This is a genomic window from Cytobacillus gottheilii (genome assembly GCF_001636345.1).
GTDB classification, from domain to species: Bacteria; Bacillota; Bacilli; order Bacillales; family Cytobacillaceae; genus Cytobacillus; species Cytobacillus gottheilii.
Genome location: NZ_KV440945.1, coordinates 2,754,930 through 2,779,776 on the forward strand (window position 1 = coordinate 2,754,930; position 24,847 = coordinate 2,779,776).

Below are 24,847 nucleotides of genomic sequence, written 5' to 3' on the forward strand. Positions count from 1 at the left end.
ATAGACTCTTTTACTGAACTACTTCAACATCTTATGTTCATAAGAATCATTCGGTGAGTTTTCCAACATAAAAAGAGCGAATAACTCCATGCGGTTATTCGCTCTTTGTCTTATTCAGTTCCATCAGGAATATCAATGATGATCATGTCATTGCCGATTTTTTGTATATGGCTCCAAGGTACACGCACCTCCGTGCCTTGCCGCTTAAATCCAAACCATTTAACATTCGGAATTAGCAATGCCTGTATTTGCCCTGTGGTTTCATTAATCTCTAAGTCTGTTTGACCCAGTACACCAAGCCGTTCAGCTTTTTTTACATCGACAATCTCTTTGCCGCTAAGTTCACTCAGTCGCATGCGGAAGCCTCCAATTATTAAGTCTTCGTATTCTTTGTACTATTTTATTGACCAAGTTCTCTATTTAGAAGTGATTTAACGACCCACATTGTAGAAAATATAGGTTATGGTAAAACGTGAGGGTGGAATATGTGCTTTTAATACAGCAGCCCTCTTTTTCGTTGTAATGATGGATAAAATAAGCGGACATTTTCCACTAGCATTGCATATGTATCCACAGGCCACAAATAACCCCCTATTAATTAAAAAATAGGAGGCTATTTTATGGACGAAAACAAAAAAGTCTCCTAAAGTAGAAGCTGAACCCACGTTATCCGTGACTGCTACTAAAGGAGACTTTCATGGATAACATTATATCAGATCAGAATGTATTTAGTAAATTCCTATCTTTCTTACCGTTTGAAACATTTAAGTGTTCATTTTTAGACATTGGTGTAAAAAAACTGACCACCGCTAACTTAATGAAGATTTGTGTCACCATGCAATTGGGGAATTGGAAATCCTACGAGGAAACAGAAGAACGTATTCGTGCCATGGAAGGGACAGAGGAACTGTTTGGCCTTACTAGTATTAGTGCTTCTCAACTATGTCGTCGAGTCAATACTTTACCTTCCATTCTTCCACGACAGTTATTTCTTGACGCTGTTAGCCAATTGAGTAAGCTGACAAGTCACGGAAAAGGGATCCCTTCTTTGGGGCGTCTTCATCTCGTAGATTCTTCTTCTCTGCTTCTTGGACCTACACTCGGAAAATGGACGTATTTTACAAAGCACAGTAATTGTGTGAAGCTCCATACTCGGATTGTCATAACGGATCCTGGCACAGCTTATCCCGACATGGTCATTCCTTCTACAGGTAATGTGGATGATCGAGAAGTTATGCTTGAGCTCGTGACAGATGCTCATGCGACCCATGTGATGGACCGTGGCTATGTGGATTACAAAAAAATGGACTATTGGGTGGAAAACCAGATTCCATTCGCGATGCGTATCCAAGCTAAGCATAAGGCGAACGTGATAAAATCCTATGAAGTACCCGATGGAGGTAGGGTTAAGCTAGACGCCTTAGTCGTCATGGGGAGTAACTTCAGATCCATGGAACAACCCCTTCGTCTCGTTGAATTTACGGATGAAGAGGGGAAAGAATACCGTGTTGTAACCAACCGATGGGATTTGACATCAGAAGAAGTAACCGAATTGTACCGGCACCGTTGGATCATTGAACTGTTTTTCAAGTGGATGAAACAGCATTTACGTTTAGTTAAACTACAAAGTACCCAACCACAAGGAATCTGGAATCAGATTTTCTTTGCGATGACGGCGTACTGTGTCACTTTATATATTCGGCTAGTTGAGAAAACAAAAAAGACTACCTGGAAAGTACTTACCTTACTCCGCATCCATTCCGATAGGACATGGAAAAGTTTTCTCCAAGAGTTACACCGTATACCAAAAAGAACATCGAAAGGAAGGCAAAAGAGCCACCACCCACCAAATGAAATTGAACTTAATGATGCAGGTGTGGCCATTGTAAAACCAGTGGGGATAAGTACTAGCTCGATGGCAAAATATAAGAAAAAAAGAAAATAATCCAATTTTTGGATGACTGGGTTCGATTACACCCCCTCTGACTTATTGGCTCAGAACCTAGAAACCAGAATGGTAAAAACATACATAAAAGTAATATAAATCAACATTAACGTGTCATTGTGGATATTTTTACAATGCTAGTGGAGTTTTTCCGACTATTCATTATAAAAACCTTGATTTTCACGTATTTTGAGGTAATAGTCGGAATTCCTCCGTCTATTTTAGCTGTTTTTAGCGTTATTTTATAAATAAGGGGAATTTCTCCGCTTATATTTTGGCCCGCTTTTCATGCTAAGCACCTTTCAGAAGTGAAAAAGCTTAGAGAAGACCATCTCTAAGCCTGTTTGATCGTATTTGATATGCTTGTAATCCACTATTCTGCAAACTGGCATCTGGCATGGCTCAGTTTGGTTCATTATTTGGCAGTTCCCCGGCAGGCTAGGATCCGCATCCGCCTTATTCATTAAATCGATGGGTAAAATAAGCGGAGATTTTCCGCTTAAATCTAAAATTGAGCTCTTTTCGGGGAAAATAAGGGGAGTTTTTCCGACTATCCCTAATATAAACCTTGATTTTCTCGTATTTTAAGGTAATAGTCGGAATCTCTCCGTCTATTTTAGCTAATTTTAGCGTTATTTTATAAATAAGGGGAATTTCTCCGCTTATATTTCTCCGCTTATTCATGCTAAGCCCCTTTCAGGAGTTTAGCATGAAAAAAGCTTAGAGAAGTTCATCTCTAAGCTTTTGAATATACAGTCATACTATTGTTATGTGGATTTATCGAATGTGCATCTTACAACTAATGCCCGGGCTTATAAATTCTTAGGCAGTTCCCCGGCAGGACTAATCAGCGCGACTGAGAACTGATTATTAAAAATGGTTTGTGCCATTTCATCAACAGAGGATTTTGTCACGGCATCAATTTCTTCCACGATTTCATCCAATGTGCGGTGACGGCCTAAGATTAATTCATTCTTACCGTTTCGGCTCATGCGGCTGTTGGTGCTCTCTAGGCTCAGCATTAAGCTTCCCTTCATTTGTTCCTTGCTATTGCTTAATTCTTTGTCGGTAATGCCTTCTGCCTTTAATTTTTCCAGTGTTTCCTGCATTGTATCATAGAGAACATCAAGCTGATTTGCACCAGTACCTCCATATAATGTTACAATGCCGCTGTCTTGGAAAGCAGAATGATAAGAGAAAACAGAATATGCTAACCCTTTTTGCTCTCTTACATCCTGGAAAAGTCTGCTGCTCATGCTTCCGCCTAAAATATTATTTAATACGATTAGGCTGTACATATCTTCATGGCCAACCTGCAAGCCTTCAAATCCTAAACATAGATGTGCCTGTTCCGTTTCTTTTTTCCGTGCAAGACGATTCGGATGGAAGGAAGGCTTCTCCGTCGTTCTTGCTTTTTTTGAAGCTTCATAGGAACCAAATAGTTTTTCTACGTCATTAATAAAACTTTCGTCTATATTCCCCGCAACGGAAATAACCACATTTTCAGGAGTATAGTTTTCATACATATACTCTTTTAACGTATCTCCATTGAAGGTTGCAAGTGTGCCTTCTGTTCCTAAAATAGGATAACCCAGCGGATGATTTTCATAAATTGCCTGACTCAAAATATCATGTACAATGTCGTCCGGCGTATCCTCATACATTTTAATTTCTTCATAAACTACATTTTTTTCTTTGTTTAACTCTTCATCAACGAATGTTGAATGGAAGAACATATCTGACAATACGTCCAAAGCAAAATTAGCATGTGTGTCTAATACTTTCGCATAATAGCAAGTATACTCTTTTGAAGTAAAGGCATTAACTTGTCCGCCAATGCTGTCAAATGACTCTGCTATTTCTCTGGCTGATCTTGTTTTTGTACCTTTAAAAAACATATGCTCTAAAAAATGCGAGATTCCATTGTTTTCAGCATGTTCATTTCTTGAACCTGTTCCAATCCAAACGCCAATTGCGACGGATCTGACAGTCGGAATATTTTCTAGTACAACTCTTACCCCATTTTGACAAGTATATTTTTTTATCAAAATATTTCCTCCTGTTCTTTGCTTGCTGTTAGCTCCAAACCGCTAAATAATTGAGGGCACCTTCCGCTTTATTACAGTGCTGCATTTCGTGCGGAAATCTTCAAGGTCCTATGTATTCAACTGGAGCTTTTGCTGCCGCACAGGTCTGACCCCCTCAAACCATTTACAGTGCATACGGTATTAGTTTATATCATTATAGTTACTTTTTCCAAATTGCTGATTATTATTTTTGTTCTTCAGCAAAAATTCTGCGCTCGTCCAGGAGCTGAGACACTGTGCCGATTTCGAGATTTTTGCTATTCAGCCCTTTTATAAGACGATCGAGAGAGTCTGCTGTTGACTTCGTTGGATGCATTAAGATCATTGCTCCATTATGCACCTTGTCCATTACCCTTTTAATCAGTACTTCTGGGGCGGGTTTCTGCCAATCAATTGTATCAACTGTCCACATAACCGTTCCTAATCCTTCTTTGGCAGCTATTGATACGATTTCATCCCGATAACTTCCGCTAGGGGGAGCAAACCAGCGAACTTTTGTATTTTTTTCAGAAATGGCCTCAATTACTTCATTTGTCTTTTTGATTTCCTCACGTGCTTTTGCAGCAGATACATTTTTCATATCCGGATGTGTATAAGAATGGTTGCCAATCTCATGTCCTGCCGCCGCAATCATTTTAGCGAGATCAGGATTATTCTGCGTCCAGCGGCCTTCTAAAAAGAAACTGGCAGAAACATGATGTTTTTTTAATGTTGCAAGCATATCAGGCAGATATTCGTTTCCCCATGCGACATTAATAATAAACGACACCATTGGTTTATCAGGATGACCTTTATAGACAGGAGATGGAGGAAGATCACTTAAATGAGTTTTAGGCGGTATTTGATCATATACAAGCTTATCCTCGTCAAATACATTATCCTTCTTCATTTTTTTATATGATTCCTCTATATTCACTTTTACCCCATTTAACCCAGGCAAAGCCTTCCAGACACGATCAATTTTTGCATCTGCAGGAGCAATATTATATTGCTCTGCTTTCTCTTTAATTTCATCCAGCAGCGGTTTTGTTTGACCTGTAACTGCAATGCTTTCTGTCTTTAGATTTGCAACATATGTAGTCGTCAATGAATTATTAACTATTAGAAAGGAAATAAAACAAATGCTGATCAGCATTACTAATTTTTTCATTCCACACGCCTCCTCAGTACAAAGTATGTTTTGAGGGGACAAGGTAGAACGAAGAATACGTGCATACATTTAGTTTTATCTCATAATCTCTTTTTACAGTTACATAGCCAAGTGGTGTTAAGCAGCTCTTCATCTCGTGCAACAGCCAGACAAGTTTTCCATCCAGTAAGGGTGATCACACTATCTAGAGCCAGATGAAATCAAAACTGCCGCTTGAATATATGTAGGAAAAAGCCAGGGAAATTCCCTGACTTTCTTAAACGATATTAATTATTGGTTCAAATAGCTTATTGCTGTGCCTTTTCCTGTTGTTCACGCTGTTCGCGCAGGACAGCTTTTCTTGATAAGTTCACACGGCCTTGCTTATCAATTTCTGTTACTTTAACAAGAATCTCGTCACCAATGGAAACTACATCTTCCGTTTTGCCAACACGTTCTTCTGCCAATTCAGAAATATGAACAAGTCCATCCTTGCCATTGAAGATTTCAACAAATGCACCGAATTTTTCAATCCGTTTAACTTTTCCTAAATACATTTGTCCTACTTCTACTTCGCGTACGATATCTTCAATAATGGATTTAGCCTTTTGGTTCATTTCTTCATTAATAGAAGAAATAAAGACTGTTCCATCTTGTTCGATATCAATTTTAACGCCAGTTTCTTCAATAATCTTATTGATTTGTTTTCCGCTTGGCCCAATTACATCACGGATTTTATCCGGATTGATGCTAAGCATAAGAATTTTAGGTGCATATTGAGATAGCTCTTGTTTTGGCTCTGCAATCGTGCTTAACATAGAATCTAAAATCTGCATGCGGCCTGTTTTTGCTTGCTGAAGGGCTTCTTCCAGAATTTCACGGGATAGGCCTTCAATTTTAATATCCATTTGCAATGCCGTAACACCTTTTGATGTACCTGCTACTTTAAAGTCCATATCACCAAGATGATCTTCCATACCTTGAATATCCGTCAAAATGGAATAATGATCACCTGATTTTATTAGACCCATTGCAATACCAGCAACTGGTGCTTTAATTGGCACACCTGCATCCATCATAGCTAAAGTGCTTGCGCAAATACTAGCTTGAGAAGTTGAACCATTGGATTCTAATACTTCAGAAACAAGACGAATTGTATATGGAAAATCTTTTTCTGATGGAATAATCGGTTCTAATGCTCTCTCACCAAGTGCTCCATGTCCAATTTCACGGCGGCCAGGTCCACGAATAGGTCCAGTTTCACCAACACTGAAATTAGGGAAATTATAGTGGTGCATGAAGCGTTTCTCTTCTTCAATGCCTAATCCATCTAAAATTTGCACATCACCAAGCGCTCCAAGTGTACAAATGCTAAGTGCCTGTGTTTGCCCGCGAGTAAACAGACCAGAGCCGTGAGTACGCGGAAGTAATCCTATTTCAGAAGAAAGCGGGCGGATTACTTCTAATCCACGGCCATCCGGACGGACTTTGTCTTCTGTAATTAATCGTCTTACTTCACCCTTAACAATTTTATCAAGGATTTGTTTTACTTGCTTAAGCTGATCTTCGTCTGCTTCTTTTTCCTCGTATTGAGAAACAACTTCAACTTTTACTTCTTTAATAGCAGCCTCACGTGCATGCTTCTCTTGTACTTGGATCGCTTTAATCATTTTTTCTTCACAAATGCTGCGAACTTCAGCTTCAAGCTCTTGATCTACTTGATAAAGAACAACTTCCATTTTGTCTTTGCCAATTTCTTCAGCAATTTTTTCCTGGAAAGAAATCAAGCGTTTGATTTCTTCATGTCCATACATAATTGCCTCAAGCATTGTTTCTTCAGGTACTTCATCCGCACCAGCTTCAACCATGTTAATCGCGTCTTTAGTACCGGCAACGACTAAATGAATATCACTTTGCTCAGTTTGTGCAACAGACGGATTGATGATGAATTTACCATCGATTCTTCCAACTGTTACTCCAGCAATAGGTCCGCCAAAAGGAATGTCAGATACACTTAATGCTAAAGATGATCCGAACATCGCAGCCATTTCGGAAGAGCAGTCCTGATCCACACTCATAACCATGCTGACAACTTGTACATCATTACGGAAACCATCAGCGAAAAGCGGACGGATCGGACGGTCAATTAGACGGCTTGCAAGAATTGCTCTTTCACTCGGACGGCCTTCTCTCTTAATGAAGCCTCCCGGAATTTTACCAACCGCGTATAAACGCTCCTCATAATTAACCGTTAACGGAAAGAAATCTAAGTTTTTCGGTTCTTTTGAAGCAGTTGCTGTGCTTAATACAGCTGTATCGCCATAACGAACTAATACAGCACCATTTGCTTGCTTTGCAAGCTGGCCAACTTCAACAGTCAGCTTACGACCAGCCCATTCAAGGCTGTAGACATGTTTATCTTGTCCCATATTTGTACCCCTCTCTGCCATTTCACTTACAAAGGGAGGAAAACTCCACCCATAATTTATCGAAAAGCAATATGCTTAACATTCATTAAAGAAAGCGTTAGCACCAAATTCAGCCCTGATAAGCCTAGGACGAGGCAGACAGAAGGTCGTTTCTTTGACCTTTCGTCAGTGACCCGCATATGACTGTAGAAGGACTAGACACTGAAGCTAAACACTATTTAAATCAACCACAAATCAGCTTTTATAAAACAATTATACATTCACTAGTATGCACACTTTTTTTAATCTGTAAAATGTAATCAGTTATGTATTGAATATAAAAAAAGCAGCTTTTTTTGCTAATAAAAAAGCGGGAAAAATCCCGCTTCTCTGAAATAAGACATTAGAATATAAAGCCGGACATAAGTCTGCTTTATAAGCATTCTTATTATCGGCGTAAACCAAGCTTGTTGATTAACACACGGTAACGCTGAACGTCTTTGTTACGAAGGTAAGTTAGTAAGTTACGGCGCTTACCTACCATTTTAAGAAGACCGCGACGAGAGTGGTGGTCTTTCTTGTGCGTACGTAAATGATCGTTCAAGTTGTTGATTTCTTCTGTAAGGACAGCGATTTGAACTTCTGGAGATCCAGTATCACTTTCATGAGTTTTGTACTCAGCGATAAGTTCATTTTTACGTTCTTTTGTGATTGCCATCCGGTTCACCTCCTAATAGATATCCCCTGTTACTGAGCAAGCGTCGGTGACTCGACTTGCCAAGCAAAGGTTCTTTTTTAATACGTTATTAAGAATACATCTTTTCCTTTTAAAATGCAAGGATAATCGACGTTTTTTGTCACGAAAAGAGTTCAGGTTGAATTCTGCCAGTTAGATTTTAATCATATTATGACTTTATTTTAATTCTTTCAGATAAACGGCAGCTTCTTCTTTATCCTGATTAATTTGCTTAACGAGTTCGTCGATCCCAGCGAATTTCTTTTCGCTGCGCAGATGTTTATGCCATTCAATGGTAACAGTCTTCCCATATATATCCTCGTTAAACTCAAATATATGAACTTCAACAGAAGGCTTTTTCATTTTTTCATTATGGAAGGTTGGCTTATAGCCAATATTGCATACACCTTCATGCCATTTGCCCTCTATTTGAATATTAACGGCATATACACCAGTTGGCGGTATTAAGTAATCTTCGGAGTGCTCAACATTTGCTGTCGGAAAGCCAATCGTCCGGCCGCGTTTATCACCGTGAATGACTGTTCCCGATGTAGTATAGAACCTGCCAAGCAGAGCAGGCAGTTCAGCTGTTTTCCCAGCAGCAATCATGCTTCTTATTTTAGTGGAGCTGATTTTGCCTTCCTCCCATTCAAGCTTCGGAACAATCGCTGACTGAAATTGACCGCGAGAATGAAACGGCAGTGTTTCCATCGTTCCTCTGCCCATTTTTCCATAGGAGTAATCAAATCCAGCTGTTACGCAGGTAACATTTAAGCCAATTAAATAGGAATCAGCAAATTCCTGGGGCAGGAGACTCGCAAATTCCTTTGTAAAATGCACAACAAATAAATAATCAATCCCAAGATGTTCAATTAACGAAATTTTCACATCCAGCGGGGTAATATATTCAACATGCTGTACGCTTTTTCCCAGTACAACTGAAGGATGGGGATCAAAAGTCATGACAGCACTCTTAATTCCCTTTTCTTCTGCTGTCTTTTTTGCTTCAAGAATCACTTTTTGATGGCCAAGATGAACACCGTCAAAAAAGCCTAATGCTATAGACAGCTCAGGAAAATCGCTTTGCTTTAATTCATGTGGATGATGAATGTATATAACTTTCACAAAAACTCACCTTTTCTATTCAAGCGCCGAAATGACTATTCATTGCGCAAAACTTTTGCAGGCTTTATTAGACCGTGCTTTTCGGGATGATTCATATAGATTGCCAACGCTCTGCCATTTTTATCTGAAACGAGAATAGGGCCGGCAATCGTTAAGAGCTCCTCTGGCGTCTCAAGAACAGCGCCATTTTTCACTTTCATTGCTAATGTATCATTTATTTCATATTTCGGCAAATCAGAAAGTCCCGTCTCAAGAGGATAGAGAGCCTCTTCGATTGTACCGTTTTCGGCTTTTTCTTCAATCTCTGCAAGTGTCAGGCAATCAGATACTGTAAAGCTTGCTGACTGGATTCTTGAAAGATCTGACATATGCGCAGGAAGACCAAGCTTTTCACCAATCATCACAGCAAGTGTTCTAATATAAGTTCCCTTTCCGCACGACACACGGAAGCGAAAGGAGATTGTCTCTCCAGTGAAAATCTCCCGATCATCCAATAGCTCAATACTATAAATATTCACCTTTCTCGAAGGACGCTCTACTTCAATTCCTTTGCGTGCATATTCATATAAACGTTTGCCATTCACTTTTACAGCCGAATACATAGGCGGCGTCTGCGTAATCGTTCCTGTCAATTCATCTAATACAGTCAAAATTTGCTTGCGAGAAAATTCCTCAGTGATTATTTTCGTTTCGACCATTTCACCTGAACGATCTTCAGTTGTTGTTGAAAACCCTAATGTCACTTCACCCTCATACGCTTTTCCTGCATCTGTTATGTATTCTGCCACTTTTGTGGCCCTGCCTAAGCAAATCGGCAAAACTCCTGTTACATCCGGGTCAAGTGTTCCTGTATGACCTATCCGCTTCATTTTTAGAATTTTTCTCAGTTTAAATACACAGTCATGTGATGTCATGCCTTTTGGCTTCCATAAGGGAATGATGCCTTCCATTGCAATTCCTCCTAGTAAAAGGATAATTTTTCATAAAAAATGGATAGACAAAAGTGTCTATCCATTTTTAACTCATGTTATTCCTTATCATCTGAACGTTGTTCATCTTGAATTTGATGAAGCAGCGATTCGATGCGATTTCCGTAGTCAATTGACTCATCGAATTCAAAAAGAATTTCCGGTGTTTTGCGGAGACGGATTCTTTGCCCAATTTCTGAACGAATAAATCCTTTTGCCTTCGCTAAACCTCGCAATGTGTTTTCTCTTTGTTCCTCATCGCCAAGTACAGAAATATAAACAGTAGCTTGTTGAAGATCACCTGTAACCTGAACATCTGTTACCGTTACAAATCCAATGCGCGGATCTTTAATCTTTCGGCCGATGATTTCGCCAAGCTCTTTTTTCATCTGTTCCCCAACTCTGTTTGATCTAAGGCTCATCGTGTTTTCACCTCTTATCCTACAGCATATCAAGTTACTCGTTGTGATCATGCTGTCTATCTATAGCATTTAACACTCTGCAGAAAAAATTCATTGTTGTGCAGGTGTATTTTCAGAGCCATTCTATATCCGTAATCGTCCGTTCTATTTCAGGAAAAGAATCAATGTATTTCAGGGCGTTATCAAGCTCTAGTTCAGTATATTTCTTTGCAGAGGATACTGCTACAATCGCTATTTTTGTCCGCTGCCATACATCCTGATAATCTACCTCTGATACGGATATATTATATTTCTGCTTTAACCTTGAAATAATCCTTTGCAGAACGGCTCTTTTCTCTTTAAGGGAATGTGCATCGTAAATAATACATTCACAGGCTGCTAAGCCAATGATCATTTACGCTCAATTTCTTCCATAACAAATGCTTCAATGACATCCCCGTCTTTAACATCATTAAAGTTTTTAATCGTCACACCACATTCGTAGCCTTGAGCTACTTCCTTCGCATCATCCTTGAAACGTCTTAAAGCGTCAATTTCACCTTCGAAAATAACTACGCCATCACGGATTAGGCGAATGCCGGAATCACGAGTGATTTTTCCATCAGTTACATATGAACCAGCAATTGTTCCAACCTTAGACACTTTAAATGTTTGGCGAACTTCTGCCTGACCAATGATCTTCTCTTCAAATTCAGGATCAAGAAGACCTTTCATTGCCAATTCGATTTCTTCGATTACTTTATAGATAATGCGGTGTAAACGAATATCTACATTTTCAGCATCAGCAGCACGTTTTGCATTATTGTCAGGGCGTACGTTAAATCCGATTACAATCGCATTAAATGCTGCAGCAAGTGTGATATCTGATTCATTGATTGCACCAGCACCTGTATGAAGAATGCGTACGTTAACACCTTCAACATCAATTTTCTGCAATGCAGCCACAAGTGCTTCAGCAGAACCTTGAACATCAGCTTTCACAACGATGTTTAAGTCTTTCATTTCCCCTTGTTTCATATGTTCAAACAGGTTATCAAGACTAACACGTGTTTTCTCGTTGCGCTGCGCCTGCAATGCTTGAGTTGCACGTGATTCCCCGACACTGCGGGCTGTTTTTTCATCATCAAAAACAACAAAGCGATCGCCGGCTTGAGGAACATCATTTAGACCTGTAATTTCAACTGGTGTTGATGGACCAGCTGTTTTTACACGGCGGCCAAGATCATTCACCATTGCACGAACACGGCCAAATGTATTTCCAACAACGATTGGATCTCCAACCTTTAGTGTTCCATTTTGAACAAGCAATGTTGCCACAGAACCGCGGCCTTTGTCTAACTGTGCTTCAATAACAGTTCCAACTGCATTGCGGTCAGGGTTTGCTTTGTATTCCTCAACCTCACTGACAAGTAAGATCATTTCAAGCAAGGAATCAATACCTTCACCCTTGATAGCTGAAATCGGTACAAAGATCGTATCTCCGCCCCATGCTTCAGCAACAAGTCCATACTCAGTCAATTCTTGCATAACACGATCAGGATTTGCTGCTTCTTTGTCCATTTTGTTGACAGCAACAATAATAGGAACTTCTGCAGCTTTCGCATGGTTAATAGCTTCAACTGTTTGCGGCATAACACCATCATCAGCTGCTACTACTAGGATTGTGATGTCTGTAATTTTCGCACCGCGTGCTCTCATTGTTGTAAACGCAGCATGCCCTGGTGTATCAAGGAACGTAATTTTTTTGCCGTTTTCTTCGACTTGATAAGCACCAATATGCTGAGTGATCCCGCCTGCTTCACCAGCAGTTACCTTTGTGTTTCGGATGGAATCAAGCAATGTTGTTTTACCATGGTCAACGTGTCCCATGATTGTTACAACTGATGGACGCTCGATTAGTTCTGCAGCTTCATCGTCTCCGAAATACACTTCCAGATCTGTTGTATCAATTTTAATTTCTTCTTCTACTTCAACACCGAATTCACCAGCGATCAATTCGATCGAATCTTTATCAAGATCCTGGTTAATCGTTGCCATTACTCCAAGCATGAATAATTTTTTAATGATTTCAGAAGGTTCCCGGTGAAGTTTTTTTGCAAGTTCTCCTACTGTTAAGGAATCTGTGTAAGTGATTTTCGTTGGGAGTTCTTTTACTTTTTTAGGAGCAGGAGCGACTGGGGTCTGCTGCTGTTTGCCTTTATTTTGGTTTTTATTTTTATTGTTTTTGCCATTGTTTTTATTGTTGTTATTATTATTGTTTTTGTTAAACGGTTTGTTTTGCCCACCCGTTTTTGGTCCGCGGTTTTGTTGATCATGATTCGGTTTTGCCGCTGGTTTGCCGCCTTTTTCGCCACTATTTGAAGGCTGTTGTTTGGTCGGCTGGCTAGGTTTTGCCTGCTTTTCTTGCTTATTATTAAAAATACCGTCTAGTTTTTTTACTGCATCGTCTTCAATTGTTGTCATATGGTTTGAGACCTCGATGTTCATATCTTTTAGTTTTGTAATTACATCTTTACTGGAAAGATTATGTTGTTTTGCATATTCATAAACACGCATTTTACTCATGTTTTCACCCCCGCTAGAATTAATCGAGCAACGTTAACAGTTTTTTCGCAAATCCAGCATCAAGCACAGCAACGACAACTCTTGCTTCCCTGCCAATTGCATGCCCAAGTATCTCCCTGTTTTCCACCATTCGCACAGGAACATGATAGGTCTTGCATTTGTCTGTTACCTTTTTTGCTGTGTTGCTAGAGGCGTCTGCCGAAAGCAATACAAGCTTTGCTTTGCCACCGCGGATTTCCTTAATGGCAAGCTCTTCACCTGATGTGATTTTACGTGCCCGATTGGCCAAGCCAAGCAATGACATCCACTGATTTTCTCTCATCAGGATTGCCTATTTTCTGTCTCGATGATGCTTAATAACTCATCATAGAGCGCTTCATCAATTGTTACTTCTAAGTGATTTGCTAAAGAGTTCTTCTTTTTAGCAAGCATTACAGCTTCTTTTTCTTTTGAAAGGTAGGCGCCACGACCGGATTTTTTTCCCGTCAGATCAATGGAAACCTCACCCTCCTTGGAGCGAACAATGCGAACGAGCTCTTTTTTCGGTCTCATTTCACCCGTTGCAACACATTTTCGCATTGGAACTTTTCTGCGAGTATTCAAAGGTCATTCACCTCTATTAATCTTGATCTTCTTCAAAGCTGAAGTTGTCATCATCTTCGAAGTCATCATGATCATAGCTCAGTAAAGTATCTTCACGCGGAAAGATCCCCGCTTCTCTGGCATCCGTTTCAGACTTGATATCAATTTTCCAGCCTGTCAGCTTTGCAGCTAACCTTGCATTCTGTCCGCGTTTTCCGATCGCAAGGGATAACTGATAATCAGGTACAACAACAGTTGTTGCTTTTTCTTCCTCGTTCACAATAACATCCAGCACTTTAGAAGGGCTTAATGCGTTAGCAACAAATACAACTGGATCTGCTGACCATTTTACGATATCAATTTTCTCGCCTTTTAACTCGTTCACAACAGCCTGTACACGAGTACCTTTTGGCCCTACGCACGAACCAACTGGATCTACTTCAGGGTTATCAGAATGAACCGAGATTTTTGAACGGTCTCCCGCTTCACGTGCAACAGACTTTAATTCGACTGTGCCATCATAAATTTCCGGTACTTCGATTTCGAATAAACGCTTTAGAAGACCAGGATGTGTTCTTGAAACGAAGATTTGCGGTCCTTTTGTCGTTTTCTCAACCTTTGTCAGAAAGACTTTAATTCTGTCATGGGCTTTGTAATGTTCATTCGGCATTTGCTCGTTTGCCGGGAGGATTGCTTCAATTTTCCCTAAGCTTACATAGATAAATTTAGGGTCTTGTCGCTGGACAATACCTGTCATGATATCTTCTTCACGATCGATGTATTCAGAGTAAATAATGCCACGCTCTGCTTCACGGACACGCTGTGTCACCACTTGTTTCGCTGTTTGTGCAGCGATTCGGCCAAAGTCTTTTGGTGTTACTTCCATTTCGACAATATCTTCAACCTGGTAGTTTGGATTGATTTTTTGTGCATCTTCAACAGAGATCTCAAGTCTATGGTCAAATACTTCATCTACCACTTCTTTTCGGGCAAATACACGCATTGTGCCAACACCCAAATTCAAGTCGATCCGAACATTTTGTGCCTGATTAAAATTTCTGCGGTATGCTGACACAAGTGCCGCTTCAATTGCTTCAATAATCACATCGCGAGAAATACCTTTCTCTCTTTCCAGCAATGTTAGAGCATCTAGTAATTCACTGCTCATGAGATTTTTATCCCCCTTTAATATAATGACAGTCTAACTTTCTAAATAGATCATAAGTTGGTGTCTTATGAAAAAACGACGGCTAAACGTGCACTTGCTACCTTATTAAAAGGAATTTGTACCGTTTTCTTTCTCGTCTTAATTTTTACTTCTACTTCTATCACATTTCCATCATAATGAGTTAAAACGCCTTCAAAAACTTTTTCTCCGTCAATCGGCTCATATGTTTTTATGTACACATTTTTGCCGATCGCTCTTTTAAAATCTTTGTCTTTCTTAAGAGGGCGCTCAGCTCCAGGTGAAGAAACTTCAAGAAAATAGTTGTATGGAATCGGATCTGTTTCGTCCAGCTTTTCGCTTAGTCGCTCACTGACCATTCCGCACTCTTCGATATCAACACCTGTTTCTTTATCAATGAAAACACGGAGAAACCAATCTTTTCCCTCTTTCACATACTCAATATCAACTAATTCTAATTGAAGTTCATCCAAAATAGGATTAACTAGCTGCTCAACCTGCTGGGCAACTTTGCTCACTCACTACCCCTCCTTTAACACATACATCTCAAATCGGGTCATATTTCCCAATCGAAATTAAATATATACTACCTAAAAAATAGCGTACACAACACGAAAGAGTGGGTTTCCCCACTCTCCTTTGCGAAGTTATCCGTAGTATTTCCAATAAAACTATACCATAACCAGAAAATTAATGCAAATGACTGGAAAAGCGCAGGGGGCTTGCCCAGGGGCGACAAGCTTAAGGCGAGCCGGCTGGAAGGTTGTTCTTTAACCTTCTAGACGGATTGACTTAAGACCTCGAGCCCCTAGCCCCCGGAGCTGGATCTCGGAAAAGCGGAGGCGGGTCGCTCAGCCCCGACAAGCATAAGACGAGCTGGCATAAAGGTCGTTCTTTGACCTTTAGGACAGATTGGCTTATGACCTCGAGGGGCTACCCGCCGGAGCTGGATCTCGGAAAAGCGCAGGGGGCTTGCCCAGGGGCGACAAGCTTAAAGCGAGCCAAGTTCAAAAGTCTTTTATGTACGGTTTTGTACCTGCTTATTGTTTAATTCTAGTCATAAACAGATAACCAATAACTGAAAGCAGTCGTATCTTATCTTTCTCTTCAAGCTGATCTGATAGCTCAACAATATCGTTTTGTGAGTCTCTAAATATTTTCGTATACTCGTGCGGAAATAAACCATTATAGAATCTGGCCCATTGCTTGCCCTCTACATCATACCATTTAAAATCCCCAGAAAATCCTGAGGCTTCAATAACTAGCACATTCTCATTCTTTTCGTTTATAATCTTTCCTTTTATATTGAATAATGCCTTCAATTCTTCCTGTATGTATGTACCTAGCTTTATATTATTTGGATCATATATAGACAGCTTAACCTGCTTCAGCCACCCTCTTTTATTGAATGTAAATAAGGTCTTCCCATCTGAAGATTCAAATCCATAGCTTTGCGGGAACATTAAAGTCGCTTCCTCGCTGAACATATATAACGGATACAGCCACCATGGTGTATTAATCGGCTTCAGCATTCCAATAAACTCTCCGTTCTTTTCGAAAAGAAGTAATCTCGGAATGATGGCAGCGTCCTTTTTTATCACCACATGATTTAATTCAGTTATCCTTCGCTGAGAATTAAGAATGTTAACTTCTTTAACTTTATTATAATGAGAGCGGCTGATCATTATAATAGAAACAGCGAATCCGAGCGGCAGAAGAAAAAAGGCTAACTCCAGCCATTCACGCTGCGTTTCTGGTGTCTGGAAAATGAGCCAGCCGATAAAAACTAATAATAGAAGAAACAAAATAACATATCCCAGCTTTTCCCTGCGTTTATATAGATCTGAAATCAAAACAACACCCTCCTTTTCTATACATTTTTTCATCTTTTATCAATTATACGTTCAAGATACTTAGTAAGTTTCATTTTCTATAAACTGAGATTATTACGGATACCTTTCAAAACACAAAAAGGACCGCCAAATGTGATGAGCGGTCCTTTCTTCTATAATATTTATCACCTTAAAACAAACTCAGCTGATTCTGATCAGGCAAAGCTTCCAGGCAGCCATGATTATCTAGATATTCAATGATTGTTTTCGAAACTTTACCACGCTGCTGTAAGTCTTCCTTCGAGAGGAATTCGCCATGCTCGCGTGCATTTACAATATTAAAGGCAGCGTTCGTTCCAAGTCCAGGGATCGAGTTAAACGGCGGAATCAAAGCATTTCCATCGATCAGAAACTCGTTTGCACTGGAATTGTATAAATCTACTTTCTTAAAATGAAACCCTCTTTCGTTCATTTCAAGAGCCAGCTCTAAAACAGTCAGCAAGTTTTTCTCTTTCGTTGAAGCATCTAAGCCTTTGGCATTGATTTCGTCAATTTTAGCTCGAATTGCCTGTGAACCTTTAACCATTGCATCGATATCAAAATCTTCGGCACGCACAGAAAAATATGCTGCATAATATAAAAGCGGATGATGCACTTTGAAATAAGCAATTCTCACTGCCATTAATACATAGGCAGCAGCATGCGCCTTCGGGAACATGTATTTGATCTTCTTACAAGAATCTATATACCATTCAGGCACAGTGTTTTTGCGCATTTCTTCTTCCATATCATCACTGAGCCCTTTTCCTTTACGGACGGATTCCATGATTTTGAAAGCGAAAGCAGGCTCAAGGCCTTGATAGATCAAGTAAACCATTATATCATCACGGCAGCCGATTACTTCACTCAGAGTACAGATGTCATTGTGAATAAGCTCTTGCGCATTGCCGAGCCAAACATCAGTACCATGAGAAAGTCCGGAGATCTGTACGAGTTCAGAGAAGGTAGTCGGCTTCGTATCCTCAAGCATTTGACGAACGAATCTTGTACCAAACTCAGGTATTCCCAGTGTTCCGGTTTTACACATTATCTGCTCTTCTGTTACACCGAGAGACTCTGTGCCGCTGAATATTTTCATAACCTCAGGATCATCTGTAGGAATCGTCTTTGGATCGATTCCGCTTAAATCTTGAAGCATACGAATTACCGTTGGATCATCGTGTCCTAATATATCTAGCTTAAGCAAGTTGTCATGGATGGAATGGAAGTCAAAGTGCGTTGTTTTCCATTCCGAGTTGCGGTCATCAGCGGGAAACTGAATTGGCGTAAAATCATAAATGTCCATATAATCCGGAACAACGATTATTCCGCCAGGGTGCTGACCGGATGTCCGTTTTACACCAGTACAGCCAGAAGCAAGCCTGTCGATCTCCGCTCCCCTTAATGTAAGGTTATTATCAGATTGATAAGCCTTTACATATCCAAATGCCGTCTTATCTGCAACCGTACCAATTGTACCTGCACGGTAAACATATTCATCACCGAAAAGCACCTTTGTATAGTTATGTGCTTTAGGCTGATATTCACCGGAAAAATTCAAATCAATATCGGGTACCTTATCCCCTTTAAAACCAAGGAAGGTTTCAAACGGTATATCATGGCCATCTTTTTTAAAGACGCCGCCGCAATTTGGGCAATCTTTATCAGGCAGGTCAAAGCCTGATCCCACCGAACCATCATCAAAGAACTCTGAGGTTTTGCAGTTCGGACAAACATAATGAGGCGGCAGCGGATTCACCTCAGTAATTTCGGTCATGGTTGCAACAAACGAAGATCCGACAGATCCCCTTGAACCTACCAGGTATCCATCATTCAGCGATTTTTTAACAAGCTTATGTGAAATCAGATAAATAACGGCAAATCCATGACCAATGATACTTTTCAGTTCTTTTTCAAGTCTTGCCTCAACAATTTCAGGAAGCTCGTCTCCGTAAATGCTTTTGGCCATATCGTAACTCATGGTCCGCATTTCTTCGTCGGCGCCTTCGATCTTTGGTGTATACAGATCGTCTTTAATCGGTTTGATTACATCGATCATATCCGCGATCGCATTTGTGTTTTCAACGACAATTTTTTTCGCCTTTTCTTCTCCCAGGAAGGAAAAAGAATCTAGCATCTCGTTTGTTGTCCTGAAATGTACATCCGGCAGATTATGACGATTGAGCGGATTGGCACCGCCCTGTGAGTTCACGAGAATTTTGCGGTAAATTTTATCATTTGGATTTAAGTAGTGAACATTACCGGTTGCTGCTACTGGAATGTTCAGCTTTTCACCAAGTTCAACTACCTTGCCGATGATTTCCTTTAACGCCTTTTCATCGCGGACAAGTTCAAGCTCAATTAGGTGTGAATACACTTCTTTCGGATGAACCTCTATATAATCATAAAATTGTGCAGTATCTTCTACTTCATCTGGCGATTTCTGCATCATGCCTTCAAATACTTCACCTTTATCACAGCCTGAACCTACTAATAGTCCTTCCCTGTACTTCTGCAGAAGGGACCGCGGCAATCTAGGCACACGATAAAAATAATCAATATGAGAAATGGACACTAGCTTAAACAAGTTCTTTAAGCCTGTTTCATTTTGAGCGAGCAGTGTGCAATGGTATGGACGAGCTCTCTGAAAAGCATTTCCTTTTCCCATATTATCATTGAACTGATCATGATATTCGATGCCTTGATTTGCTGCATCTTTTAACATTCTTAACAGCAGGTATCCTGTCGCCTCAGCATCGTAAATAGCACGGTGATGCTGTGTTAACTCAACATCGAATTTTTTCGCTAATGTATTTAAACGATGATTTTTCATATCTGGATAAAGAAATCTTGCCAGTTCAAGTGTATCAATAACAGGATTAGGAGATTTCCCTAAACCTATTTTTTTGTAGCCGACATTAAGGAAGCCCATATCAAAGGACGCATTGTGAGCAACAAGCACTGCATCCCCAGTCCACTCATAAAACTTTTTCAAAACGTCTTCCACTTCTGGCGCATTTTCAACCAAGTCATCGGTTATTCCTGTTAAATTAATGGTTGTTGCCGATAATTTATGGTGAGGATTTGCGAATGATTCAAAGCGGTCAATAATTTCTCCACCGCGAATCTTCACAGCTGCGAGCTCGATAATGGTATCGTAAACAGCAGAAAGACCGGTTGTTTCTACGTCAAATACCACAAACGTATCTTCCGCAATCAGTCGATGTGCATCATTATAGGCAATTGGCACACCATCATCTACAAGATTAACCTCAACGCCATACAATATTTTAATATCGTTTTTCTTTCCGGCACCAAAGGCTTCCGGGAAAGATTGCACAACCGCATGATCAGTAATTGCAATTGCTTTATGCCCCCATTTTTTCGCCTGTGCAACAAGTGTGCTTACTGATGTTACTGCGTCCATCTGGCTCATTGGCGAATGCAGATGGAGTTCAACACGTTTTTCGTTTTCGGGTGCAGTATCTTGTCGCTGTACTGGTTTGATTTCATTGATATCATTGCCAATCATAACCAGGTCACGAACAAAGGTATCATTTTGAATGCTGCCTCGGACCTTTAGCCACATTCCTTTTTGCACCAGCTGGAATAACGCTGCGTCTTCTTTATCACGAGAAAACATTTTAACCATGATTGAACTTGTATAATCCGTAATTTTGAAGGTTAAAAGTGTTCGTCCGCTCCGTAATTCCTTCGTTTCGGCTGCAAAAACATACCCTTCTACTGCTACTCTTCTTTCTTCATCTATAATATCAATCAGCTTGCGGTAATCAGCATCATCTTTGATGGTTAAGCCAATCGAAAGCGGACCTTTAAGTACTGGTGTGTCAGAGTTTTCAGCTTCCTGCTCCTTCTTCTGCATTTCCAATGCAGCCTGCAAGCCTCTTTCCTGATCTTCTTTTTGCTTCGCTTCTAGGAATTTTTCATATTCATCATTTGATGCAGACTCTTGCACAGCAGTATCAACTGTTAGCAAAGGAAAGCCAAAGGATTGAAAAATATTTGAAAGCAAAGCGGCATACTTGCTTTTAATCGACATTCCTTCCATTTCATTACGGACAGAAATGGTTACTTTGCTGCCCTGAACGGCGGGAGTTTGCTCATTCAGCAATTTCAGAAGAGGCGGAGATATTCCTTCCAGCTCTTGAACACAGTTGTTCCAGTAATCAAGAATCAATTGTTCTGTGTATTGCTGATTGACTGCTTTGATCGAAAAGGACGTATGAGCGATATAAGAAAAATGCTTCGCAAGCTGTGCAGATAATCTGCTGTAAATAGTACATGGCAGAATGTTTTCAAATACGAATTGAAAATGCCATTTGCGTGCCTTTTTCTCAAGAATAACCTTTTCGAGTTCAGCATTTTGGAAATATGGCAAAAGAGCATCTTCTGTTAACTCAAGCTGCTGCATTAACAGCAGAAACTGCTCTTTTTTAGATTTTTGCTCTCCCAACAGTTCACACTCCTCTCAAAATAGATTGTCTCTGTTAGCTTCGGACATTTTTCGACGGTCTTCATTATATCACATGTCCTATATTCTGAATGTATTTTTTATACTGGTAAAATGATTTCATTGACTGTGAATATTAAAAACAGGTTCCCAGAAATGGGAACCTATTTACGACTACTCTTATGTTTATATACTTATTTTTTCAGTTCTTTTGCAATTTCTTCAATTTTTGCCAGCAGTTCTGATTGGTGCACTTCGTACATGTCTCCGGTGCTTCTTACTTTGATTTCTACGATGCCTTCAGAAGCTTTTTTGCCTACTGTGATTCGAATTGGCAAGCCAATTAAGTCTGAGTCCGCGAATTTAACGCCAGCACGCTCGGCACGGTCATCGAAAAGAACATCATAGCGAGCTGCTTTCAGCTGTGCGTAAAGTTCTTCTGCCAATGATACTTGATCAGCATCTTTCGTATTTACTGCGATAACGTGTAAATCATATGGAGCTACTTCCATCGGCCAGACGAAACCTTTTTCATCATTATACTGTTCAGCAACAGCAGCGATTAAGCGTGAAACACCAATTCCGTAGCAGCCCATAATCATTGGCTGGTTTCTTCCGTTTTCATCTAAATACATCGCATCCATTGCTTCACTATAACGAGTTCCCAGTTTAAACACATGTCCAACTTCAATTCCTTTTGCAAATTGAATGATGCCTTTTCCGTCTGGAGAAGGATCTCCCTCTTGGATGAAGCGGATGTCTTCATAAGCAGATACTTCAAAGTCCCTGCCAGGATTCACATTTTTGCAGTGGTAATCTTCTTCGTTTGCACCACAAACCGCATTTACAAGCACTTCAACTGCCTGATCTGCAATGATCTCCACATCTTTAAGACCAATAGGACCAACAGAACCAACTGGTGCATTAAAGACTTTCGCGGATTCTTCAGCTGTTGCTAATTCAACATCACTGACATTAAGTACATTTTTCAGCTTAATATCATTTACTTCATGGTCACCGCGCACAAGGACTGCCACAAATTTATCATCTGCTTTAAACAGCAGCGTTTTAATGCATTTTTCAGGAGAAACGGATAAGAAGGAAGATACTTCTTCAATGGTTTTTTGATTTTCCGTTTTCACCTTTTCCAGCGGCTGTACTGCTTCTTCACTCTTTTTATAAACAGCAGCAACTGGTGCCATCTCGATATTTGCAGCAAAATCTGATTCGTTCGAGTAAGCAATCGTATCTTCTCCGATTTCAGATAACACCATAAATTCATGTGTATCCTTACCGCCCATTGCTCCTGAATCTGCAATAACCGCTCTAAAATTCAGTTGCAGGCGTGTGAAAATGCGATTATAGGCTTCAAAAAGCTGCTCGTACATTTCATCCAAGCTTTCTTTGGATGAATGGAAGGAGTATGCATCCTTCATAATAAACTCACGGCCGCGCAGAACCCCAAATCGCGGGCGTTTTTCATCACGGAATTTCGTTTGAATCTGATAAAGAGCAAGCGGCAATCTTTTATATGATTTCACTTCACCTCTTACCAAGCTTGTAATTACCTCTTCATGTGTTGCTCCTAATGCAAAATCACGTTCATGACGATCTTTCATTCGCATTAATTCTGGTCCATATGTATACCAGCGTCCTGATTCCTGCCAAAGCTCTGCCTGCTGCATGGCCGGCATCAATAATTCAACCGCGCCTGCATTGTCCATCTCTTCACGGACAATTTGTTCAATCTTTTGCAGCATTTTGCGTGCTAAAGGCAAATAGCTGTATATGCCGCTTGCATTCTGGCGGATATAACCTGCTCTTAAAAGAAGCTGATGGCTCTTAATTTCTGCATCTCCTGGAATTTCTCTTAGTGTTGGAATTAACGTCATACTCTGTTTCATCTAATAGCACCTCTTTTATTATCATAAAGAAGGGTTAAATTCCTTCCCCAAAGCTTAACTGAACGCTTAAAAAGGCGAGGAATCTAACCCATCTCAGTCTTAATTTTATATTGCCGGAAGGCCTTATGCCCCCGTTTTATAAAAAGAATCTCTGAATATCATTCCATGTAACAACGATCATCAGCAGCATCAGAAGGGCAAAGCCTACAAAATGAACCATTCCTTCTTTTGTGCGGTCCAAAGGTTTTCCTCTGACTGCTTCAATTGCAAAGAATAATAATCTTCCTCCATCTAATGCAGGGATTGGCAAGAGATTCATAATACCTAAGTTAATACTTAGAATACCTGCCCATTTCATAAGGTTATAGACCCCTGTTTGAGCAACCGTATCAACTGAAACATAAATGCCAACCGGTCCTGATAAATCATCGATTGAGAATTGGCCTGTCAGGATTGTTCCAAGGATAACAAAAATTTGCTTTGTCCAATTATATGTTTCCTGTGCACCATATACAATCGATTTTAACGGTGACTTTTCCATAGGCTGATAAACGCCGATTACACCGCGCGATCCTGCCTCGTCCTCTTGAAGAGCAGGTGTAACAGGAACGGTTAACTCTTCGCCATTACGGTCAATGTGAAAGTCAATTTCTTCATTAGGGCTTTCGCGAATAATTTCAACGATATCTTCCCATGTTGATACTTCTGCGCCATCTACACTATGGACGACGTCTCCTTGCTGCAGGCCAGCTTCATATGCTGCACCATCAGCCGTTAATTTACCTAAAACAGGGTCACTCGTTGGCATTCCCTGCAATAAGGCAATAATGACAAACACAACAAAAGCAAGGACAAAGTTCATCATCGGTCCTGCAAAAATCGCCATTGTACGCTGCGGCAAGGTTTTTGAAGCAAATTGGCGATCATAAGGAGCAATTAACGTTTCAACCGAATCTTCGATAATGACAGCTTTTCGATTAATAGAGAAGGTTTGCAGTAATTCCTCGTCCTCACCTTCGACATAGCCTTTAATAAACAGTTTATGTTCTAAATCAGCTTCTTCAACCTCGATAATACGAGCATCCGGATGCTTATCTTTTCTATTAAGAACAATTTTTTGAACTTCATTTTTGTCATTAAAAAGAAGCCCTACTCGATAACCTGGTTTAATTTCAACCATTTCTGGGTCTTCGCCAGCCATCCGGACAAAGCCGCCGATTGGCAAAAGGCGAATGGTATATACCGTATCATTTTTTTTATGAGTGAACACTTTCGGTCCAAATCCAATTGCGAATTCACGGCAAAGGATACCTGCTCTTTTGGCAAAGATCAAATGGCCTAATTCATGGAAAAAAACCAATGCACCAAAAATAACGATAAAGGCAATAACTGTACTCAAAATTTAACCACCTTTTCTATCACGCTCACTAATACTTGCGGAGACGTAT

The 24,847-nt window shown here is 40.1% G+C and carries 19 protein-coding genes; 1 reads left to right on the plus strand and 18 read right to left on the minus strand.

Going from position 1 to position 24,847, the window contains the following annotated elements; all coding sequences use genetic code 11:
• Positions 1–110: 110 nt before the first annotated feature.
• Complete coding sequence (locus A6754_RS13340) at positions 111–356, minus strand: YlmC/YmxH family sporulation protein (protein ID WP_066446474.1); 246 nt, start codon at positions 354–356, stop codon at positions 111–113.
• A gap of 341 nt (positions 357–697) precedes the next feature.
• Here A6754_RS13340 and A6754_RS13345 point away from each other — a divergent pair, with 341 nt between their 5' ends.
• Positions 698–1,945, plus strand: a complete 1,248-nt coding sequence (locus tag A6754_RS13345) for an IS4 family transposase (protein ID WP_066446477.1) — start codon at positions 698–700, stop codon at positions 1,943–1,945.
• Between the two features lie 812 nt (positions 1,946–2,757).
• Here A6754_RS13345 and A6754_RS13355 read toward each other — a convergent pair.
• From A6754_RS13355 to rseP, 17 genes are all read right to left on the minus strand, one after another.
• Complete coding sequence (locus A6754_RS13355) at positions 2,758–3,993, minus strand: M16 family metallopeptidase (protein ID WP_066446482.1); 1,236 nt, start codon at positions 3,991–3,993, stop codon at positions 2,758–2,760.
• Positions 3,994–4,216: 223 nt separating this feature from the next.
• Complete coding sequence (locus A6754_RS13360; RefSeq protein WP_066446484.1) at positions 4,217–5,182, minus strand: polysaccharide deacetylase family protein; 966 nt, start codon at positions 5,180–5,182, stop codon at positions 4,217–4,219.
• Between the two features lie 287 nt (positions 5,183–5,469).
• Positions 5,470–7,590 (minus strand): polyribonucleotide nucleotidyltransferase, encoded by a 2,121-nt coding sequence (pnp, locus tag A6754_RS13365; RefSeq protein WP_066446486.1) that lies wholly within the window; start codon positions 7,588–7,590, stop codon positions 5,470–5,472.
• A 427-nt stretch (positions 7,591–8,017) separates the two neighbouring features.
• Positions 8,018–8,287, minus strand: a complete 270-nt coding sequence (gene rpsO / locus A6754_RS13370) for a 30S ribosomal protein S15 (RefSeq protein ID WP_066446488.1) — start codon at positions 8,285–8,287, stop codon at positions 8,018–8,020.
• 195 nt (positions 8,288–8,482) lie between these two features.
• Positions 8,483–9,430, minus strand: a complete 948-nt coding sequence (gene ribF, locus A6754_RS13375) for a bifunctional riboflavin kinase/FAD synthetase (RefSeq protein WP_066446490.1) — start codon at positions 9,428–9,430, stop codon at positions 8,483–8,485.
• A gap of 35 nt (positions 9,431–9,465) precedes the next feature.
• Positions 9,466–10,380 (minus strand): tRNA pseudouridine(55) synthase TruB, encoded by a 915-nt coding sequence (gene truB, locus A6754_RS13380; protein ID WP_066446493.1) that lies wholly within the window; start codon positions 10,378–10,380, stop codon positions 9,466–9,468.
• A gap of 77 nt (positions 10,381–10,457) precedes the next feature.
• A complete protein-coding gene (gene rbfA / locus A6754_RS13385; protein WP_066446496.1) occupies positions 10,458–10,820 on the minus strand; it encodes a 30S ribosome-binding factor RbfA in 363 nt (120 codons plus the stop codon).
• Positions 10,821–10,932: 112 nt separating this feature from the next.
• Positions 10,933–11,214: a DUF503 domain-containing protein gene (locus tag A6754_RS13390; protein WP_066446500.1), complete on the minus strand. Its 282-nt coding sequence runs from the start codon at positions 11,212–11,214 to the stop codon at positions 10,933–10,935.
• On the minus strand, positions 11,211–13,385 hold the full coding sequence (infB, locus tag A6754_RS13395) for a translation initiation factor IF-2 (RefSeq protein WP_066446503.1): 2,175 nt from the start codon (positions 13,383–13,385) through the stop codon (positions 11,211–11,213). Before infB ends, A6754_RS13390 begins: the two co-directional genes overlap by 4 nt.
• A gap of 19 nt (positions 13,386–13,404) precedes the next feature.
• The gene (locus A6754_RS13400) at positions 13,405–13,707 is read right to left on the minus strand and encodes a YlxQ family RNA-binding protein (protein ID WP_066446506.1); all 303 of its coding nucleotides are present in this window, start codon (positions 13,705–13,707) and stop codon (positions 13,405–13,407) included.
• Positions 13,707–13,988 (minus strand): RNase P modulator RnpM, encoded by a 282-nt coding sequence (gene rnpM / locus A6754_RS13405; protein ID WP_066446509.1) that lies wholly within the window; start codon positions 13,986–13,988, stop codon positions 13,707–13,709. Before rnpM ends, A6754_RS13400 begins: the two co-directional genes overlap by 1 nt.
• 16 nt (positions 13,989–14,004) lie before the next feature.
• Positions 14,005–15,135 (minus strand): transcription termination factor NusA, encoded by a 1,131-nt coding sequence (gene nusA, locus A6754_RS13410; RefSeq protein WP_066446513.1) that lies wholly within the window; start codon positions 15,133–15,135, stop codon positions 14,005–14,007.
• 65 nt (positions 15,136–15,200) lie between these two features.
• The gene (gene rimP, locus A6754_RS13415) at positions 15,201–15,671 is read right to left on the minus strand and encodes a ribosome maturation factor RimP (RefSeq protein WP_066446516.1); all 471 of its coding nucleotides are present in this window, start codon (positions 15,669–15,671) and stop codon (positions 15,201–15,203) included.
• A gap of 522 nt (positions 15,672–16,193) precedes the next feature.
• Positions 16,194–17,006 (minus strand): hypothetical protein, encoded by an 813-nt coding sequence (locus A6754_RS13420; RefSeq protein ID WP_066446520.1) that lies wholly within the window; start codon positions 17,004–17,006, stop codon positions 16,194–16,196.
• Between the two features lie 169 nt (positions 17,007–17,175).
• Positions 17,176–21,498: a PolC-type DNA polymerase III gene (locus tag A6754_RS13425; protein ID WP_082851689.1), complete on the minus strand. Its 4,323-nt coding sequence runs from the start codon at positions 21,496–21,498 to the stop codon at positions 17,176–17,178.
• A gap of 191 nt (positions 21,499–21,689) precedes the next feature.
• The gene (locus A6754_RS13430; protein ID WP_066446521.1) at positions 21,690–23,399 is read right to left on the minus strand and encodes a proline--tRNA ligase; all 1,710 of its coding nucleotides are present in this window, start codon (positions 23,397–23,399) and stop codon (positions 21,690–21,692) included.
• A gap of 136 nt (positions 23,400–23,535) precedes the next feature.
• A complete protein-coding gene (rseP, locus tag A6754_RS13435) occupies positions 23,536–24,798 on the minus strand; it encodes an RIP metalloprotease RseP (RefSeq protein WP_066446524.1) in 1,263 nt (420 codons plus the stop codon).
• Between the last annotated feature and the right edge of the window lie 49 nt (positions 24,799–24,847).